Genomic DNA, 16,059 nt, shown 5'->3' on the forward strand with positions numbered 1-16,059 from the left:
CTGCTGACCAGCGGCTGCGCTGTGAGTATGCCCGATCCAGGGGGGCGCGTCACCAGTTAACGACCGCTTACTTCAAATAAAAATCCGGGGTCCTGTCACGGGGCCGGAACGGGACTCTCCGAGCGCGCCGGAACGGAAAGCTCCGGCAGAGCCGGATCGGGGCGCGGCTCCGCCGGTGTCAGCCGTCGCGGCGGGCGGGATCGGGGGCCGGGCAGGCCGGCTCGATCTCCTCGATGGCGCGCAGGACACCACCCAGGGTCCTCACCAGCAGCTCGCGCATCGCGTCCCGGGACAGCTCGGGGCGGTCGACCCAGTCGAGGGTGGCGCCCTCGACCCCGCACACCCAGGACAGCAGGCCCATGCGGGCCGGCGGGGTCAGGTCGCCGTGGCCGTAGGCGCCCTCGGCGATGGTGAGGATGATCGCCTCGCGCACCGAGTCGCGTATGGCGTGCACCTCGGTGTCGAAGCCGACGCCGCCGCTGACGATGGTGCGGTAGGCGGCCTGGTTCTGCTCGGCGTAGCGCAGATAGCCGTCGATGGTGCGGTGCACACGGTCCACCGCGGGCAGGTCCGCGCCGCTCGCGGCGAAGGCGACCAGGTCGGCGACGGCGTCCTGGACGATGGCCAGGTAGTAGCCGCGCTTGGACCGGAAGTAGTAGTAGATCAGTCCCTTGGCGACATGGGCCTGGCGGGCGATGTCGTCCATCGACAGGGCGTCGTAGGAGGTGTCGGCGAACAGCCGGCGCCCGATGGCGATCAGTTCGGTGCGGCGCGCCAGCGAGCGCTCCGTGCCGCGGGGTCCCGGAACGGCGACGGCAGCGGGCTGATGGCTGAGGTTCAAGGTCGACCCCGGGTTCCTGCGGGCGGCGGACATGCCGCAGTATGGCAGGTCGGGTATGCCTCAGATCACAGCTGTCCGAGCGGCGAGAACCGCCCGGACCAAGGGCGGTTCAGAGCAGTCCGAGCCGGCTGACGAGCATCGCGACCACGATGACGAGCACCCAGCCCATCGCATGCTCGAGGATCTTCGGGCCGTCGTCGCGGGGGCCGCCGGTGCGTGCGCGGAGGGCGGTGGCCGTGTGTGCGGTCATGGCGTCGTCTCACTGTGGTCGCGGGTGCGGGGCAGTTCCCCGCCGATCGTCCACCATGCCACCCACGGCCCCGTTTTTGGCGGAGAGGTTGGTCACAGCCCCCTCGGGAGACGGCCACCGGGTCGGCCCCCGGAGGCCGTCCAGGGCAGCTCAGCGCACGCCCACCGCCGCCAGCGCGGCGCGCTGCCGCGGGGTCGGGCGGGCCGGGAAGTACAGGTAACAGACGCCTCCGGTGCCGGAGACGACCTTGCCGGAGGCGTTGTAGCGCTTGGTCCTGAGCCAGATGTTCTCGAACTCCCGGCGCAGGTAGACCCGTCGTACGGCCGCGTCGTTCGGTGAGGCCGGGTCGTTGGCGACGACGTCGCCGTCGGCCGTGAAGCCGATCACCGTCATCAGGTGCCCCGAGGTGCCGTAACCGGCCCCGGTCAGTTCGGTCTTCAGGAAGGACTGGGACGTCATGGCCGGGATGCCGGCCGCGATCAGGGTCTCCAGGTCGGTCAGCGAGGTGAGCCGGGTGACCACACCCTGCAGGTCCGGGAAGGTGGCGGCATAGGCGGCGTTGAAGGGCCAGTTGCCGCAGCCGCCGTACTGATGGTCGTAGGTGTACCGGGCCGCGTGGCAGACCTGCGGGTCGGCGTACGTCGGATCCACCCAGGCCAGTTGCTGCGGGGTGAGCCGACCGCCCCAGTACTCGATGATCATCTGCGAGGAGGTGGGGCTGCACCAGGCCTCGCCGCCGTTGTCGTACTCCGGGTACTGGCCCTTGTGGATCTCCTGCGAGTAGCGGGGGACGGCCAGTTCGCGGGCGAGGCCCGGGGTGGAGGCGGGGACCGTGAAGCGGTCGGGGATGTCGGAGGCCATGGCTCCGAGCCGCCACACCGTCGGCGTGGCCTTCAGCCCCGGGCGCCGGTACAGGGTCAGCCGGAGCCGGTAGGAGGCCAGCCGCAGGCCGGAGGCGGCGTCGTCGATGGAGAAGGTGTCGGTCCAGATGCTGCTCCTGCCGTCCGTCTGGCCGTCGACGGAGGTGCGCCGGATGTCCCCGTCACCGGCCGCCCAGCGGCCCATCACGTACCAGGGGGTCGTGGTGCCGTCGGTGTAGGTGCCCTGCAGCTCGATCTGGATCCAGGTGCCCGCGGGGGTGCGGGCGTTCCAGGAGGCGACCGCCTCGGTGGCCGGGACGGCCGGCCGGTGGACCGGGGAGGTCCAGGTGGCGTACTCCCACCGGGCGGTGGTGCCGGTGTGCGGGTCGGTGTAGTCGGTGGTGCCGGCCGCCTCACCGATGACGAGACCGGGACGGACGCCCGCGACGGCCCGGGCACCGAGCGCGGTACCGCCCCGCCAGTCGGTGTACGTGATCCAGGAGCGGTAGTCGACGGGACGGGCCGGGGTGGCGCGACCGGCGGCGGACGCACCGCCCGCGGCCAGGACGGGGCCGGCGCCACCGGCCACCGCGGCGGTGACCGCGGCGGCCAGCAGGGTTCTGCGGGAGGGCTGTTCGGCTCTGCTCATGGGCAAAAGACCCCCAGGGATGCGAGTCGGGGCAGGCAGGTCCGTGCGGCAGTGGGCCCCACTATGACCGCAGGGGACGGCACTGGCCAGCACCCGACGGGCATGCCGCGCCACCAATATTGGTCCATACCCCTGGCATGACCTGGGCGGCGGCGGCCGTACACTCTCCCCGCCACCGCTCCAGCCCCCGAACCACCACCGGACGATGCCCGACACCCTGCACCTGCTCGCCGCCCGTCTGCGCCGGCTCCCCGCGTCCTGCGGCCCGGTGCGCCTGGTCGGCGTCGACGGACACGCCGGCTCCGGGAAGTCGACCTTCGCCGGGCGGCTGGCCGAAGCCCTGGGCGACGCCCCGGTCCTGCACCTGGACGACATCGCCAGCCACGAGGAGCTGTTCGCCTGGACGGACCGGCTGCGCCGCCAGGTGATCGAACCGTTCGGACGCGGCGAGACGGCCCGCTACAGGCCCTACGACTGGCGCGCCCGCCGCTTCGGAGCGCCGGTGCCGCTCCCGGCCGCGCCGGTCGTGCTGATCGAGGGAGTCGGCGCGGGCCGTCGCGCCCTGCGTCCCCACCTCGCGCGCCTGCTGTGGCTGGACCTGCCGCGCGAGCAGGCGTGGGAGCGCGGCAGACAGCGGGACGGAGCGGAACAGCGGGAGTTCTGGACCGGATGGACCGAGGCGGAGGAAAGACACTTCGCCGCGGACCCCTCGCGCCCCCACGCGCACCTTCTGGTACGGCAGTTGACCACGGGATACGAGGTGCTGCCGGGGCCTGGTGCGACTGCCGCCGAGGACCACGACATCACTCACGGTGACGGACCGTCCGCGATGTGGTGAACCTGTGAAGACCCTTGCGCGGGAACTTGGCCAAGTGTCCCAACTCCGCTTGACCCTGGGCCCGTACAGGACTTACGTTCTCAATGTGCGGCAAATGAAGCCGCCCCCGCGACGCGAAGCCCCTGGTTGTTCCCCCGTGACCGGGGGCTTCGTTCTGCCCTCACCGCCCCGCACGGCCGCTGTGAGGCGCCGCGCGCTCACCCTCGGTGACCACCCCGTGTGCGCCCCGTCTGCTCCCACCTCACCAAACGGCCGGTGCCACACCCTTCGGCCCACCACCGACCCATGGGTACGATGCCCTCGGTGCGACCTACGGACGCTGCTTCGCGCACCTGCAACTCCGGTCCGCGGCACAGCGGTTCGAACCAAGGCATCGGCGGGGGCACGGTTTGTGGGGGACGTGATGGACTTCGGCACGCGGGGCCCCGAGGCCCCGGCCGACCTCGCCTGGCTACGAGGCGTGGACGCCTACACCATGGGCGGCTACCCGCAGGCGGAGGAGGAGTTCCGCACAGCGGTGCGGATCGATCCCGGCATGGCCGACGGCTGGCTGGGACTGCACGCGCTGCGCGTGGACACCACCACCGCCCTGCTGCGCATGTACCGCCACCGGGACCGCTTCGGCGAGCAGCGCGCCCGGCACCGCCGTACGCTCAACTCCTGGTACTGGCTGGGCTGGTGGGTGCAGCCCGTCCTGGAGACCCCGCGCGACCTCCTCCTCGCGCACGCCTCGCACTGGCTGGACGGCCGCCACGTCCCGGAACTGGACCGCGCCCTCGCCGGGCTGCCCCCCGTGGACACCGACCCGCAGGTCCGTTTCCTGCACGCCTGCCGCTCCTATCTGGTCAAGGACTGGGAGGAGCTGGTCCGCCACACCGACCCCCTCCTGGACGACCCCCTCCTCGGCATCGAGGCGGGCCTGTTCGGCGGCATGGCGAGGGTCCGCCTGGAGATGTACGGCCAGGCCGAACCCCTCCTCGCCACCGCCCTGATGCGCTGCCGCAGCGAACAGCCCCAGCGCAAGGAGCTGCGCTACTGGCTGGCCCGCGCCCACGAGGGCACCGGCCGCTCCGCCGCGGCCCTCCCGCTGTACCGAGCGGTCCACCGCGTCGACCCCGCCTTCATGGACACCTCGGCCCGGCTCGCGGCGATCGCCGAGGGCGACGGCTACGACGTCACCACCGACCCGGCCGACCTCGCGGCGGTGACCCTCACCGGCACCGGCCAGGACGGCGCGGACGGCCCCGACGGTCTGGACCCGCTCTTCGGCACCGAGGGCCGCGACCTGAGGCTGACCGACCTGGACCTGCCGCCCGTACCGTCCGTGCCGGCCCCGGTGGTGCGCGAGAAGACGACCGCGCCCTCGCACCTGCCGGCCGGCCCGACCGACCCGGCGTTACTCGAGGAGGCGCTCGCCGAGCTGGAGCGCATGGTGGGTCTGGAGCCCGTGAAACGCCAAGTCAAGGCGTTGTCGGCACAGTTGAACATGGCCCGGCTGCGCGCCGGCCAGGGCCTGCCGGTCCAGCCGCCCAAGCGGCACTTCGTCTTCTCCGGCCCCTCGGGCACCGGCAAGACCACCGTCGCCCGTATCCTCGGCCGCGTGTTCTACGCCCTGGGCCTGCTCGGCGGCGACCACCTGGTCGAGGCGCAGCGGGCGGACCTGGTCGGTGAATACCTCGGCCAGACCGCGGTGAAGGCCAACGAACTCATCGACTCGGCCCTGGGCGGCGTCCTCTTCGTCGACGAGGCCTACTCCCTGTCCAACTCCGGCTACGGCAAGGGCGACGCGTACGGCGACGAGGCGCTCCAGGTCCTGCTGAAGCGGGCGGAGGACAACCGCGACCACCTCGTCGTCATCCTCGCGGGTTACCCGGAGGGCATGGACCGCCTGCTCACGGCGAACCCCGGCCTGTCCTCCCGCTTCACCACGCGCGTGGACTTCCCCTCCTACCGCCCGCTCGAGCTCACCGAGATCGGCAAGGTCCTCGCCGCGGAGAACGGCGACCTGTGGGACGAGGAGGCCCTCGACGAGCTGCGCTCGATCGCCGGGCACGTGGTCGACCAGGGCTGGATCGACGAACTCGGCAACGGCCGCTTTCTGCGGACGCTGTACGAGAAGAGCTGCGCGTACCGGGATCTGCGGCTGTCGGCCTGCGCGGGCCCCCTCTCCCGCGACGACCTCGCCACGCTACGCCTGGCAGACCTCATGCAGGCCTACGGCGAGGTCCTCTCAGGCCGAGCCCCCCAGGACCCATCGGCCCACTAGCCGACGACACCAGGACCCTGCTCGAAGAGCTTGGGGGGACGGCTGCCCGCAGCTGGGTCGGCATGCGGCCGCCGCGCGCCACCGCGTAGGTGCAGCCGCCCGCGGCGGGGAGGGGACGGGGTGGGGGGTGTCCGCCCGCAGCGTCCGGCACCGGCCAACGGCGCCCCTCGTCGGAAACGGGCGGCCGGACCGAGGACGGACACCCCCCGCCCCGGCCCCGACTCAGAAACCGGCCGTAGGCGACGCACGCCACGACGCGACCGCAACGGGCCGCCGCAGGCACAAAAGGGGCGCGGGGAACTGCGCGACCAGCCACAACGAAACCCGCAGCCGACAACGCACCCAGCGCCGCAGGCACACGCACCCGCAGCCGACAACGCACCCCGCGCCGCAGGCACACGCACCCGCACCGGACGAGACGACACACCCTACGAAGCCAACACCTGCTCCGCCGCCGCAGCGCGATGCGCGGGGTCCCGTACCTCCCCCACCAGCAGCTCCAGCACATCCTCCAGCGCCACCACCCCCAGCACACGCCCCGCCCCGTCGGCGACCTGCGCCAGATGCGTGGCCGCCCGCCGCATCACCGTCAGCGCGTCGTCCAGCGGCAGCTCCGCCCGCAGCGTCGTCATCGGCCGCCACACCTGCTGCGGCACCGCCCGGTCGGAGTCCTCGAGGTCGAGTACGTCCTTGACGTGCACGTACCCCATGAACGCCGACCCCCGCTCCGCCGCCACCGGGAACCGCGAGTACCCGGTCCGAGCGGTCAGCTCGACGATCTGCCCCGGCGTCACCGACGGCGGCACCGTCACCAGCGACTCCCGCTTCAGCAGTACATCGGTCACCGGCCGGGACCCCAGCTCCAGCGCGTCCTCCAGCCGCTCCTGCTCCTCCGGGTCGAGCAGTCCGGCCTGCCCGGAGTCCTCGACCAGCCGGTTGAGCTGCTCGCTGGTGAACACCGCCTCGACCTCGTCCTTGGGCTCCACCCGGAACAACCGCAGGATGCCCTTCGCACAGGCCCCCAGCGCCACGGTGATCGGCTTGCACAGCCGTGCGAACGCCACCAGCCCCGGGCTCAGCCACAGCGCGGCCTTCTCCGGCGCGGCCATCGCGAGGTTCTTCGGGACCATCTCGCCGATCACCAGGTGGAAGAAGACCACCGCGGCCAGCGCGATCACATACCCGAGGGGATGGATCACCCCCTCCGGCATCCGCACCCACGCGAACACCGGCTCCAGCAGATGCGCGACCGTCGGCTCGGCCACCGCACCCAGTGTCAGGGAGCACACCGTGATCCCGAACTGCGCCGCGGCCATCATCTGCGGCAGGTGTTCGAGGCCGTACAGCACCTGCCGGGCCCGCGCGGTCCCGAGCGGTTCGATCTGGCTGCGCCGCACGGAGACCAGCGCGAACTCGGCGCCGACGAAGAACCCGTTGGTCAGCACGAGCAGCGCGGCGAAAACGAGTTGGAGAACGCTCATCGCACGGCCTCCATCACGTTCACGGCCGGTGCCGTCCGGACCAGGCGCACCCGCTCGGCGCGGTAGTGCCCCACCTGCCGGACGGACAGCCGCCACCCGGGCAGCTCTGCCTTGTCGCCCGGCGCGGGAATCCGCCCGAGCAGGTCGGCGACCAGCCCGGCGACGGTCTCGTACGGCCCCTCGGGCGCCTCGAAGCCGACGCGCTGGAGCAGGTCGACCCGGCAGCTGCCGTCGACGTCCCAGGCGGGCCGCCCGTCCTCCGGCGGCGCGGGCGCCAGCTCGGGCAGATCGTGCACATCGTGCTCGTCGCGCACCTCGCCGACGAGCTCCTCGACGATGTCCTCCAGGGTGACCACCCCGGCCGTACCGCCGTACTCGTCGACGACGACGGCGATCGGCTGCTCGCTGCGCAGCCGGGTCAGCAGCGGCTGCACCGGCAGGGTCTCCGGCACCAGCAGCGCGGGCCGGGCGATCCGGCCGACCGGCGTGCGCAGCCGGTCGTGCGCGGGCACGGCCAGCGCGTCCTTCAGATGGGCCATGCCGACGATTTCGTCGATCTTCTCCCGGTAGACGGGGAACCGTGACAGCCCGGTCGCCCGGGTCAGGTTCACCACGTCCTCCGCGGTCGCCGACGCCTGCAGCGCGCTCACCCTCACCCGCGGCGTCATCACGTGCTGCGCGGTCAGCTCGCCGAGGGAGAGGGTCCGTACGAACAGGTCGGCCGTGTCCTGCTCGAGCGCTCCGGCCTGTGCGGAGTGCCGGGCCAGGGAGACCAGCTCACCCGGGGTGCGGGCGGAGGCCAGCTCCTCGGCGGGCTCGACGCCCAGGGCCCGTACGAGCCGGTTGGCGACGGTGTTGAGGGCGGCGATCACCGGCCGGAACAGGCGCGAGAACACGTGCTGCGGGCCGGCGACGAACCGGGCGACCTGCAGCGGGCGCGAGACGGCCCAGTTCTTCGGCACCAGTTCGCCGATCACCATCTGCACGGCGGAGGCGAGCAGCATGCCGACGACCACCGCGATCCCGGAGACGGCGCCCTCGGGAATGCCGATCGCGGTGAAGGGGCCGCGCAGCAGCCGGGCCAGCGCCGGTTCGGCGAGCATGCCGACGACGAGGGAGGTGATGGTGATGCCGAGCTGGGTGCCGGACAGCTGGAAGGACAGTTCCTTCAGGGAGTCGACGACCGTTCGGGCGCGCTTGTCGCCGTCGGCGGCGGCCTTCTCGGCCTCCGGACGCTCCACCGTGACCAGGCCGAACTCGGCGGCCACGAAGAATCCGTTGGCGAGGATCAGCAGGAACGCGGCTGCCAGGAGCAGCAGGGGGATGGTCATGATGCCGCCGCCTGCGGGTGTCCGTGGCGCGGGGCCGCGGTATGTCGGCAGGGGGCGGCGCAGGTACTACAGGACGATCCGTCCATCGCCGGAGAGGGTCACTCCTCGCAATAGCAGGGGCCCCGGACGCCGGGCGGCGTGCAGGGGCGGGGCGCAGCGAAAACGCCTCCGCCCCCAGATTAATCAAGAGGTGGGGCACTACGGCAGGGTGGACGACCCCGAGTTGGCCCCTGATCTTCGCCCGAACGGTTCCGCGCGCGGGCTCAGGGCCGCCCGTCGGAGTCGCCGGGGGTGTCGGGGTCGGTGATGGACCGGGCCTCGACCAGCGCCCGCAGGGTGTTCGCGTCGGCGAGGGCGCGCTGCTTGTTGATGCCGGGCTGGATGCCGAGGGCGGGCAGGCTGGTGCCGTCGCTGAGATTGAGGAACACCCACGGGTCGCCGGCGCGCAGGTTCACCTTGAGGATCTCCGCCCACTCCAGCCGGCGGCTGCTGGCGAAGTTGACCACGGTGACGCCGGACTCGTCGGCGACGACCTTGGGCCGCGACAGCCACAGCAGGACGCCGAAGAGCAGCGCCCCGGTGAAGACGAAGCTGAGCTTCTCCCCCGGGCTGAGCTGCTCCAGCAGCAGGGCGACCGTGGAGATCACGACGAAGATCACGACACCGGCGGTGAGCAGGACGACCCGGGTGCGGGCCGGCCGGAACGTGACGGGAAGAGAGGGCAGATCGGACATGTCAGGAAGATCCCACAGAGGCGACGGACGGCCGCCGCTCAGAGCCGGCAGGCGTGGATGGCCGTGGTCAGGATGGCCCGCGCTCCAATGGCGTACAGGTCGTCCATGATCCGCTGGGCCTCCTTGGTCGGCACCATCGCGCGGACGGCGACCCAGCCCTCGTTGTGCAGCGGGGAGACGGTCGGGCCCTCGAGACCGGGCGTGACGGCGACGGCCTCCTCGAGGTGCTCGGCGCGGATGTCGTAGTCCATCATCACGTAGGTCCGGGCCACGAGGACGCCCTGAAGGCGCCGCAGGAACTGCTGGACCTTGGGTTCCTCGGTGCCGGCGCCGGTACGGCGGATGACGACCGCCTCGGACTTCATGATCGGCTCGCCGAACACCTCGAGGCCGGCGTTGCGCAGCGAGGTGCCGGTCTCGACGACGTCGGCGATGGCCTCGGCGACACCCAGCTCGATCGCGGTCTCGACGGCGCCGTCGAGGTGCACCACGGCGGCGTCGACGCCCTGGTCGGCCAGGTGCTGGGAGACGATGCCCTCGTAGGAGGTGGCGACGGTCTTGCCCTTGAGGTCCGCCAGGCTCGCGACCGCGCCGGGCTTGGCGGCGAAGCGGAACGTGGAGCGGGCGAAGCCGAGCGGCAGGATCTCCTCGGCGTCCGCGCTGGAGTCGATCAGCAGGTCACGGCCGGTGATGCCGATGTCGAGCATGCCGGAGGAGACGTAGATGGCGATGTCGCGGGGCCGGAGGTAGAAGAACTCGACGTCGTTCTCCGGGTCGACGATGCGCAGCTCTTTCGACTCGCGGCGCTGCTGGTAGCCGGCCTCATGCAGCATCTCCGCCGCAGGGCCGGACAGTGAACCCTTGTTGGGGACGGCGATGCGCAGCATGAGGTCGGCTTCCTTTGTGTGAAGGGGTGGGGCAGGGCGGGTGAGGGCGTGCGGCTTACAGGTGCGCGTAGACGTCGTCGAGGGAGATCCCGCGAGCGACCATCATCACCTGGAGGTGGTACAGCAGCTGGGAGATCTCCTCGGCCGCCGCCTCCTTGCCCTCGTACTCGGCGGCCATCCAGACCTCTGCGGCCTCTTCGACGACCTTCTTGCCGATGGCATGGACGCCCTTGCTCACCAGCTCGGCGGTGCGGGAGGTGGCGGGATCGCCCTGGGCGGCCTTGTGCTGGAGCTCGGTGAAGAGCTCCTCGAACGTCTTCTTGGACATGGTGCCGCCCACTCTACGCGGTGTGCCGCACGGCCTAGTGCCACGGTTCAGATACTGAGCGCAGCGTGGCCGCGGTGGCTACCGCCGCCGTCACCGCCTCATGGCCCTTGTCCTCGCTGGAGCCCTCCAGGCCGGCCCGGTCGAGGGCCTGCTCGTCGTTGTCGCAGGTGAGCACGCCGAAGCCGACGGGCACGCCGGTGGTGACCGACACCTGGGTCAGGCCCTGGGTGACGCCCTGGCAGACGTAGTCGAAGTGCGGGGTGCCGCCGCGGATGACGACACCGAGGGCGACGACCGCGTCGTAGCCGCGCTCGGCCATGACCTTGGCCGCCACCGGCAGCTCCCAGCTGCCGGGGACCCGGAGCAGGGTCGGCTCGTCGATGCCCATCTCGTGCAGGGCGCGCAGGGCGCCGTCCACCAGACCGTCCATCACCTTCTCGTGCCACTGTGCCGCGATGACGGCGACCCGCAGGTCACCCACATTGCGTACGGACAGCTCCGGTGCGCCCTTGCCGCTCACGTCTCTCCTCAGTGCCGTTTCTTACTGGTCCTGCTGGTTCTGCTTGGTCCTGCTGGTCCTGCTGGTCTGCTGGTCCCGCGGAGTCCTACTGGTTGCCGCAGGTGGTCGCGGGGGCCGGGTCCAGCCAGGGCAGGTCGTGCCCCATCCGGTCCCGCTTGGTGCGCAGATAGCGCAGATTGTGCTCGCCGGCCGTCACGGCCATCGGCTCCCGGCCCGTGACCTCGATGCCGTGCCGCTGGAGCGCGTCGGTCTTGTCGGGGTTGTTGGTCATCAGGCGGACGCTGCGCACGCCGAGGTCGGTCAGGATCTGCGCGCCGGCCGCGTAGTCCCGGGCGTCGGCGGGCAGCCCCAGTTCCAGGTTGGCGTCCAGGGTGTCGCGTCCGCGTTCCTGGAGTTCGTAGGCGCGCAGCTTGGACATCAGGCCGATGCCGCGCCCCTCGTGCCCGCGCAGGTAGACGACGACACCGCGCCCCTCGGTGTGGATGCGCTCCAGGGAGGCGTCGAGCTGGGGACCGCAGTCGCAGCGCTGGGAGCCGAAGACGTCGCCGGTGAGGCATTCGGAGTGGACCCGGACCAGGACGTCGGTGCCGTCGCCGATCTCGCCGTGGACGAGGGCGACGTGCTCGACGCCGTCGACGGTGGAGCGATAGCCGTAGGCGGTGAAGGTGCCGTGCGCGGTCGGCAGGTGGACCTCGGCCTCGCGGCGGACGGTGGGCTCGCTGCTGCGGCGGTAGGCGATCAGATCCTCGATGGAGATGATCGTCAGGCCGTGCTTGCGGGCGAAGGGGATCAGCTCGGGCAGCCGCAGCATGCGTCCGTCCTCACCGGCGATCTCTACGATGGCGCCGGCCGGGCGCAGGCCCGCGAGGCGGGCGAGGTCGACGGCGGCCTCGGTGTGGCCGTTGCGGACCAGCACACCGCCGGAGCGGGCGCGCAGCGGGAAGACATGACCGGGGCGCACCAGGTCGGTGGGTTCGGCGGTGCCGCCCGCCAGCAGTCGCAGCGTGGTGGCGCGGTCGGAGGCCGAGATGCCGGTGGTCACACCGTGGGCGCCGGAGGCGTCGACGGAGACCGTGAAGGCGGTCTTCATGGACTCGGTGTTGTCCTGGACCATCTGCGGCAGTTCGAGCCGGTCCAGTTCGTCGCCCTCCATCGGGGCGCAGATCAGGCCGCGGCACTCGCTCATCATGAAGGCGACGATCTCCTCGGTCGCCTTCTCGGCGGCGATGACGAGGTCGCCCTCGTTCTCGCGGTCCTCGTCGTCGACGACCACGACCGGCCGGCCGGCGGCGATGTCGGCGATGGCCTGCTCGATGGGGTCGAGGGAGAAGTCCTCGATGCCGTCGGTGGAGTACAGGATCGGTGCGGTGCTCATGCCGGCGCTCCTTCCAGGGCGGGCTGCGCGTTCCGGCGGGAGCGCAGCCACCAGTCGCGCATGCCCCACAGGACGAGCGCGCCGTAGATGACGTAGACGAATCCGGAGAAGGCGTAGCCGTTGGCGAAGTTCAGGGGGACGCCGACGAGGTCGACGAGCAGCCAGGCGAACCAGAACTCGACCATGCCCTTGGCCTGGGCGTACATGGCGACGATGGTGCCGACGAAGATGTAGGCGTCGGGCCAGGGGTCCCAGGAGAGCTTCGGGTAGGCGGTGAAGAGCAGGGCGACGGCGACGGTCCCCGCGGCGGCCGCGGCGAGCATCGCGCCGCGCTCGGTCCAGGTCGCGAACCGGACGGTGATCCGGCCGTCCTCGGCCTTGCCCCGGCCTCGCTGCCACTGCCACCAGCCGTACAGCGCGACGGCCATGACGACGACCTGCTTGCCGGCGCTGCCGGTGAGGTGGCCGTAGAAGGCGCCGAAAAGGACCAGCCCGGACAGGAACTGCACCGGCCAGGTCCACACATGGCGGCGCCAGCCGAGGGCGAGGGTGATCAGGCCGAGGATGTTGCCGACCATGTCCGACCAGATGATGTGCTGGCCGAAGAGGCTGAACGCCTCGGAGTTCATCCAGCTCATCGGCCGGCCCCCGGGAGGCGGTCGCCGAGCATCCGCTCGACGTACTTGGCGATGACGTCCACTTCGAGGTTGACCGGGTCGCCGGGCTGCTTGTGGCCGAGCGTGGTCAGGGCGAGGGTGGTCGGGATGAGGCTGACCGTGAAGAAGTCGGGGCCGGCGTCGACGACCGTGAGGCTGATGCCGTCCACGGTGATGGAGCCCTTCTCGACCACGTAGCGGGAGAGATCGGCGGGGAGGGAGATCTTCACGATCTCCCAGTGCTCGGAGGGCTTGCGCTCGAGGATCTCGCCGGTGCCGTCCACGTGCCCCTGCACGATGTGCCCGCCGAGGCGGTCGCCGACGGCCATGGGGCGTTCGAGGTTGACCCGGGAGCCGACGGTGAGGGCGCCGAGGCTGGAGCGGTTCAGGGTCTCCGCCATGACGTCGGCGGTGAACTCGTCGCCCTCGTGTTCGACGACGGTGAGGCAGACGCCGTTGACGGCGATGGAGTCTCCGTGCTTCGCGCCCTCGGTGACGACGGGCCCGCGCAGCCGGAAGCGACAGGCGTCGTCGAGGGTCTCGACGGCGGTGATCTCGCCCAGCTCTTCGACGATTCCGGTGAACACTTCCCGGGTCCTCCTGCCTCATGGGGGCACGGACTCCGGGGCTGTCGATACGACAGAGACCACGGGCAGGAACACCGGGGGCGACGCCGGACAGACCCGTCCACACGGACGAGCGAATACGGCGGCGCGCATGGATGCCCGCCCGCCGCGCACTGCCTCCCATCCGGACTTTAACCGTCGGTCCAGGAATTTCACCTGGTCAACCGGTCACTGGAGGTGACCGGGTCGCGGACTTTAACCGCCGGTTCGGACTTTCACCGACCCCGGAGTGCGCTGCTTTAGGTACAGGGCCAGTGTGCCACGGCCGCCGTCCGTCCATACGGGTGATGTCTGTGGAGTGGCTCACAGGGCGAGCTGCACCTCGCATTGGTCCATACCTGTTGACACATTGGTCTAGTCCTCCCTATGGTCGGCGCAACTTCCCAGCGGGTGGACCGTGTTGCCGCCGGCGGGAGCGGACCGTCCCAGGACCGGGGGCCTGCCGGGCCGCCCGCGCAGACGGGCCCGGCGGCGGTGACGACGGCCCTTGCCCGCCGCCGGGTCCTCCCATGTCCGGGCGGCGGCCCGCCTGGCAGGGTGAGTTCATGACGACCGCGCTCGCCGAGGAGTTCGAGGCCCACCGCCCCCGTCTGTTCGGTCTGGCCTACCGCATGCTGGGTTCCGCTCACGAGGCCGAGGACACCGTCGCCGGGATCACCCATCCCGGGGCCTGGCTCGCCAAGGTGGTCACCAACCTGTGCCTCAACCGCCTGACGTCCGCCCGGGCCCGGCGCGAGAGCTATGTCGGCACCTGGCTGCCGGAGCCCGTCGTCACCCTGGACGGCACGCTCGGCCCCCAGGAGTCCGCCGAGCAGCGCGAGGCGGTGTCCGTGGCCCTGCTGGTCCTGCTGGAGCGGCTCACTCCGACCGAGCGGGCGGTGTATGTGCTGCGCGAGGCGTTCGGCTACGGCCACCGTGAGATCGCGGATGTGCTGGACCTGAGCGAGGCCAACTGCCGCCAGCTGCACCGGCGGGCGCTGAAGCGGCTTGAGGCGGCCGAGAACCGGTTCCGGCCGGCGCCCGACCGGCAGCGCGAGCTGGTCGCCACGTTCCTCTCCGCCGCCCGGGACGGCGACCTCGCCGGGCTGGAGAAGCTGCTCGCCGACGACGTGACCTGGTGGAGCGACGGAGGCGGCAAGGTCAGTGCGGCCCTGCGGCCCGTCCGCGGCCGGGAGAAGGTCCTGCGCTTCCTGCTGGGCATCGCCCGCAAGTACGGCGCGGACATGGACTTCGCGGTCGCGGAGGTGAACGGCGCGGACGCCCTGCTCCTGCGGGCCGGTGACACGCTGACCGGGGTGGTCGCCTTCGAGTACCGCGACGGTCTGATCACCGAAGCGTGGACGGTGATGAATCCGGACAAGCTGGAGTTCGTACGCCGTCAGCTCGACCGGTCGTAGGTACCTGTCACATTCTCGCGGGCTGTCCGGTCCCAGCTGGTGAGGGGCGCTCCGTCCGGGAGCGCCCGGCGCCGTGAAGGAGCTGAACAGCATGACCACGATCCTGGTGACCGGCGGCACCGGCACCCTCGGCCGGCTCGTCACCGAGCGGCTGCGCGCGGGCGGCCACGAGGTGCGCGTGCTCAGCCGGCACACCCAGCCGTACGCCGCCGATCTGCGCGAGGGCGGTCCCGGTCTGGAGGCGGCCGTGGCGGGTGTGGACACGGTCGTCCACTGCGCGAGCGGCCCGCGCGGCGACGAGCGCGCGGCCGGGAATCTGATCGCGGCGGCGCGGCGGGCCGGGGTGGGCCATCTGGTGTACATCTCGATCGTCGGCGTGGACCGGGTGCCCTTCGGCTACTACCGCTCCAAGCTCGCGGTGGAAAAGCTGGTGGAGGGGTCCGGTCTGGGCTGGACGATCCTGCGGACGACACAGTTCCACGATCTGGTGGTGCAGGTGCTCGCCACACTGGCGAAGTCGCCGGTGATGCCGGTTCCGGCCGGGCTGAGCGACCAGCCGATCGAGGTGGCGGAGGTCGCCGGTCGGCTGGCCGAGCTGGCCCTCGGCGCGCCCGCGGGCCGGGTGGCGGACATGGGCGGCCCCGAGGTGCGCACGCTGGACTCCCTGGCCCGGGCGTGGCTGCGGGCGACGGGCCGGCGCCGGCCTCTGATGCCGGTGCGGCTGTGGGGCGCGGCGTATCGCGCGTTCCGGGCCGGCGGCCACCTCGCGCCGCACCAGGCCGTGGGCGTGGGCACGTTCGAGGAGTACCTGGCGAAGCGCTTCGGCGACCCGGCGGCCCACTGAGGCGACACGGCGGCCCGCTGAGCGGCCCTCCCCGCCGAGCGGTCCCCGCGGCGAGCAGTCCTTCCCGCCGAGCGGCCTCCCCGCCGAGCAGACCTCCGGGCTGCCGAGCCGTCCTCCCCGCCGAGCAGACCTCCGCGCTGCCGAGCCGTCCTCCCCGCCGAATGGGACGGCCGCCC

General features: G+C 71.7%; 16 protein-coding genes and 1 riboswitch. Of the genes, 4 read left to right on the forward strand and 12 right to left on the reverse strand.

The features are described 5' to 3' along the window. Positions 1–178: 178 nt before the first annotated feature. From ACZ64A_RS34975 to ACZ64A_RS34985, 3 genes are all read right to left on the reverse strand, one after another. Positions 179–841: a TetR/AcrR family transcriptional regulator gene (locus tag ACZ64A_RS34975; RefSeq protein ID WP_469815969.1), complete on the reverse strand. Its 663-nt coding sequence runs from the start codon at positions 839–841 to the stop codon at positions 179–181. 109 nt (positions 842–950) lie between these two features. Continuing rightward, a complete protein-coding gene (locus ACZ64A_RS34980; RefSeq protein WP_469815970.1) occupies positions 951–1,091 on the reverse strand; it encodes an SCO1431 family membrane protein in 141 nt (46 codons plus the stop codon). A 150-nt stretch (positions 1,092–1,241) separates the two neighbouring features. Continuing rightward, a complete protein-coding gene (locus ACZ64A_RS34985; protein WP_469815971.1) occupies positions 1,242–2,600 on the reverse strand; it encodes a peptidase C39 family protein in 1,359 nt (452 codons plus the stop codon). Positions 2,601–2,805: 205 nt separating this feature from the next. On the opposite strand from ACZ64A_RS34985, the gene ACZ64A_RS34990 reads away from it, so the two are divergent. After that, entirely contained in the window at positions 2,806–3,438 is a 633-nt protein-coding gene (locus ACZ64A_RS34990) for a uridine kinase family protein (RefSeq protein ID WP_469815972.1), read from the forward strand. 403 nt (positions 3,439–3,841) lie between these two features. Next, positions 3,842–5,704, forward strand: coding sequence for an AAA family ATPase (locus ACZ64A_RS34995; protein ID WP_469815973.1), 1,863 nt, complete (start codon positions 3,842–3,844; stop codon positions 5,702–5,704). A 428-nt stretch (positions 5,705–6,132) separates the two neighbouring features. Here ACZ64A_RS34995 and ACZ64A_RS35000 read toward each other — a convergent pair whose 3' ends face one another. The 9 genes from ACZ64A_RS35000 to ACZ64A_RS35040 form a co-directional block, all read right to left on the reverse strand. Further along, positions 6,133–7,185: a hemolysin family protein gene (locus ACZ64A_RS35000; RefSeq protein WP_469815974.1), complete on the reverse strand. Its 1,053-nt coding sequence runs from the start codon at positions 7,183–7,185 to the stop codon at positions 6,133–6,135. Beyond that, the gene (locus ACZ64A_RS35005) at positions 7,182–8,516 is read right to left on the reverse strand and encodes a hemolysin family protein (RefSeq protein WP_469815975.1); all 1,335 of its coding nucleotides are present in this window, start codon (positions 8,514–8,516) and stop codon (positions 7,182–7,184) included. The genes ACZ64A_RS35000 and ACZ64A_RS35005 overlap by 4 nt, the downstream gene beginning before the upstream one ends. A gap of 263 nt (positions 8,517–8,779) precedes the next feature. Next, positions 8,780–9,250 (reverse strand): PH domain-containing protein, encoded by a 471-nt coding sequence (locus tag ACZ64A_RS35010; RefSeq protein WP_469815976.1) that lies wholly within the window; start codon positions 9,248–9,250, stop codon positions 8,780–8,782. A gap of 38 nt (positions 9,251–9,288) precedes the next feature. Further along, on the reverse strand, positions 9,289–10,137 hold the full coding sequence (hisG, locus tag ACZ64A_RS35015) for an ATP phosphoribosyltransferase (protein ID WP_469815977.1): 849 nt from the start codon (positions 10,135–10,137) through the stop codon (positions 9,289–9,291). Between the two features lie 55 nt (positions 10,138–10,192). Continuing rightward, on the reverse strand, positions 10,193–10,465 hold the full coding sequence (locus ACZ64A_RS35020; protein ID WP_361634963.1) for a phosphoribosyl-ATP diphosphatase: 273 nt from the start codon (positions 10,463–10,465) through the stop codon (positions 10,193–10,195). A 34-nt stretch (positions 10,466–10,499) separates the two neighbouring features. Further along, the gene (gene ribH / locus ACZ64A_RS35025) at positions 10,500–10,985 is read right to left on the reverse strand and encodes a 6,7-dimethyl-8-ribityllumazine synthase (RefSeq protein WP_469815978.1); all 486 of its coding nucleotides are present in this window, start codon (positions 10,983–10,985) and stop codon (positions 10,500–10,502) included. Positions 10,986–11,070: 85 nt separating this feature from the next. Beyond that, positions 11,071–12,360 (reverse strand): bifunctional 3,4-dihydroxy-2-butanone-4-phosphate synthase/GTP cyclohydrolase II, encoded by a 1,290-nt coding sequence (locus tag ACZ64A_RS35030; protein WP_469815979.1) that lies wholly within the window; start codon positions 12,358–12,360, stop codon positions 11,071–11,073. Further along, positions 12,357–12,998: a nicotinamide mononucleotide transporter family protein gene (locus tag ACZ64A_RS35035; protein ID WP_469815980.1), complete on the reverse strand. Its 642-nt coding sequence runs from the start codon at positions 12,996–12,998 to the stop codon at positions 12,357–12,359. Before ACZ64A_RS35035 ends, ACZ64A_RS35030 begins: the two co-directional genes overlap by 4 nt. Continuing rightward, positions 12,995–13,603 (reverse strand): riboflavin synthase, encoded by a 609-nt coding sequence (locus ACZ64A_RS35040; protein ID WP_469815981.1) that lies wholly within the window; start codon positions 13,601–13,603, stop codon positions 12,995–12,997. Before ACZ64A_RS35040 ends, ACZ64A_RS35035 begins: the two co-directional genes overlap by 4 nt. Positions 13,604–13,748: 145 nt before the next feature. Next, positions 13,749–13,879, reverse strand: a riboswitch (FMN riboswitch). Between the two features lie 308 nt (positions 13,880–14,187). On the opposite strand from ACZ64A_RS35040, the gene sigJ reads away from it, so the two are divergent. Both sigJ and ACZ64A_RS35050 read left to right on the forward strand, forming a co-directional pair. Continuing rightward, complete coding sequence (sigJ, locus tag ACZ64A_RS35045; RefSeq protein WP_469815982.1) at positions 14,188–15,039, forward strand: RNA polymerase sigma factor SigJ; 852 nt, start codon at positions 14,188–14,190, stop codon at positions 15,037–15,039. Between the two features lie 91 nt (positions 15,040–15,130). Continuing rightward, complete coding sequence (locus ACZ64A_RS35050) at positions 15,131–15,883, forward strand: SDR family oxidoreductase (protein ID WP_469815983.1); 753 nt, start codon at positions 15,131–15,133, stop codon at positions 15,881–15,883. The last annotated feature ends 176 nt before the right edge of the window (positions 15,884–16,059 follow it).

Source organism: Streptomyces sp. NPDC104814 (assembly GCF_055583185.1).

What these genes read in the sequence shown, in the direction of transcription:
- ACZ64A_RS34980 (WP_469815970.1), bottom strand. Translation starts at nt 1,091, where the DNA reads ATGACCGCACACACGGCCACCGCCCTCCGCGCACGCACCGGCGGCCCC.
- ACZ64A_RS34985 (WP_469815971.1), bottom strand. Translation starts at nt 2,600, where the DNA reads ATGAGCAGAGCCGAACAGCCCTCCCGCAGAACCCTGCTGGCCGCCGCG.
- ACZ64A_RS34990 (WP_469815972.1), top strand. Translation starts at nt 2,806, where the DNA reads ATGCCCGACACCCTGCACCTGCTCGCCGCCCGTCTGCGCCGGCTCCCC.
- ACZ64A_RS34995 (WP_469815973.1), top strand. Translation starts at nt 3,842, where the DNA reads ATGGACTTCGGCACGCGGGGCCCCGAGGCCCCGGCCGACCTCGCCTGG.
- ACZ64A_RS35000 (WP_469815974.1), bottom strand. Translation starts at nt 7,185, where the DNA reads ATGAGCGTTCTCCAACTCGTTTTCGCCGCGCTGCTCGTGCTGACCAAC.
- ACZ64A_RS35005 (WP_469815975.1), bottom strand. Translation starts at nt 8,516, where the DNA reads ATGACCATCCCCCTGCTGCTCCTGGCAGCCGCGTTCCTGCTGATCCTC.
- ACZ64A_RS35010 (WP_469815976.1), bottom strand. Translation starts at nt 9,250, where the DNA reads ATGTCCGATCTGCCCTCTCTTCCCGTCACGTTCCGGCCGGCCCGCACC.
- hisG (WP_469815977.1), bottom strand. Translation starts at nt 10,137, where the DNA reads ATGCTGCGCATCGCCGTCCCCAACAAGGGTTCACTGTCCGGCCCTGCG.
- ACZ64A_RS35020 (WP_361634963.1), bottom strand. Translation starts at nt 10,465, where the DNA reads ATGTCCAAGAAGACGTTCGAGGAGCTCTTCACCGAGCTCCAGCACAAG.
- ACZ64A_RS35030 (WP_469815979.1), bottom strand. Translation starts at nt 12,360, where the DNA reads ATGAGCACCGCACCGATCCTGTACTCCACCGACGGCATCGAGGACTTC.
- ACZ64A_RS35035 (WP_469815980.1), bottom strand. Translation starts at nt 12,998, where the DNA reads ATGAGCTGGATGAACTCCGAGGCGTTCAGCCTCTTCGGCCAGCACATC.
- sigJ (WP_469815982.1), top strand. Translation starts at nt 14,188, where the DNA reads ATGACGACCGCGCTCGCCGAGGAGTTCGAGGCCCACCGCCCCCGTCTG.
- ACZ64A_RS35050 (WP_469815983.1), top strand. Translation starts at nt 15,131, where the DNA reads ATGACCACGATCCTGGTGACCGGCGGCACCGGCACCCTCGGCCGGCTC.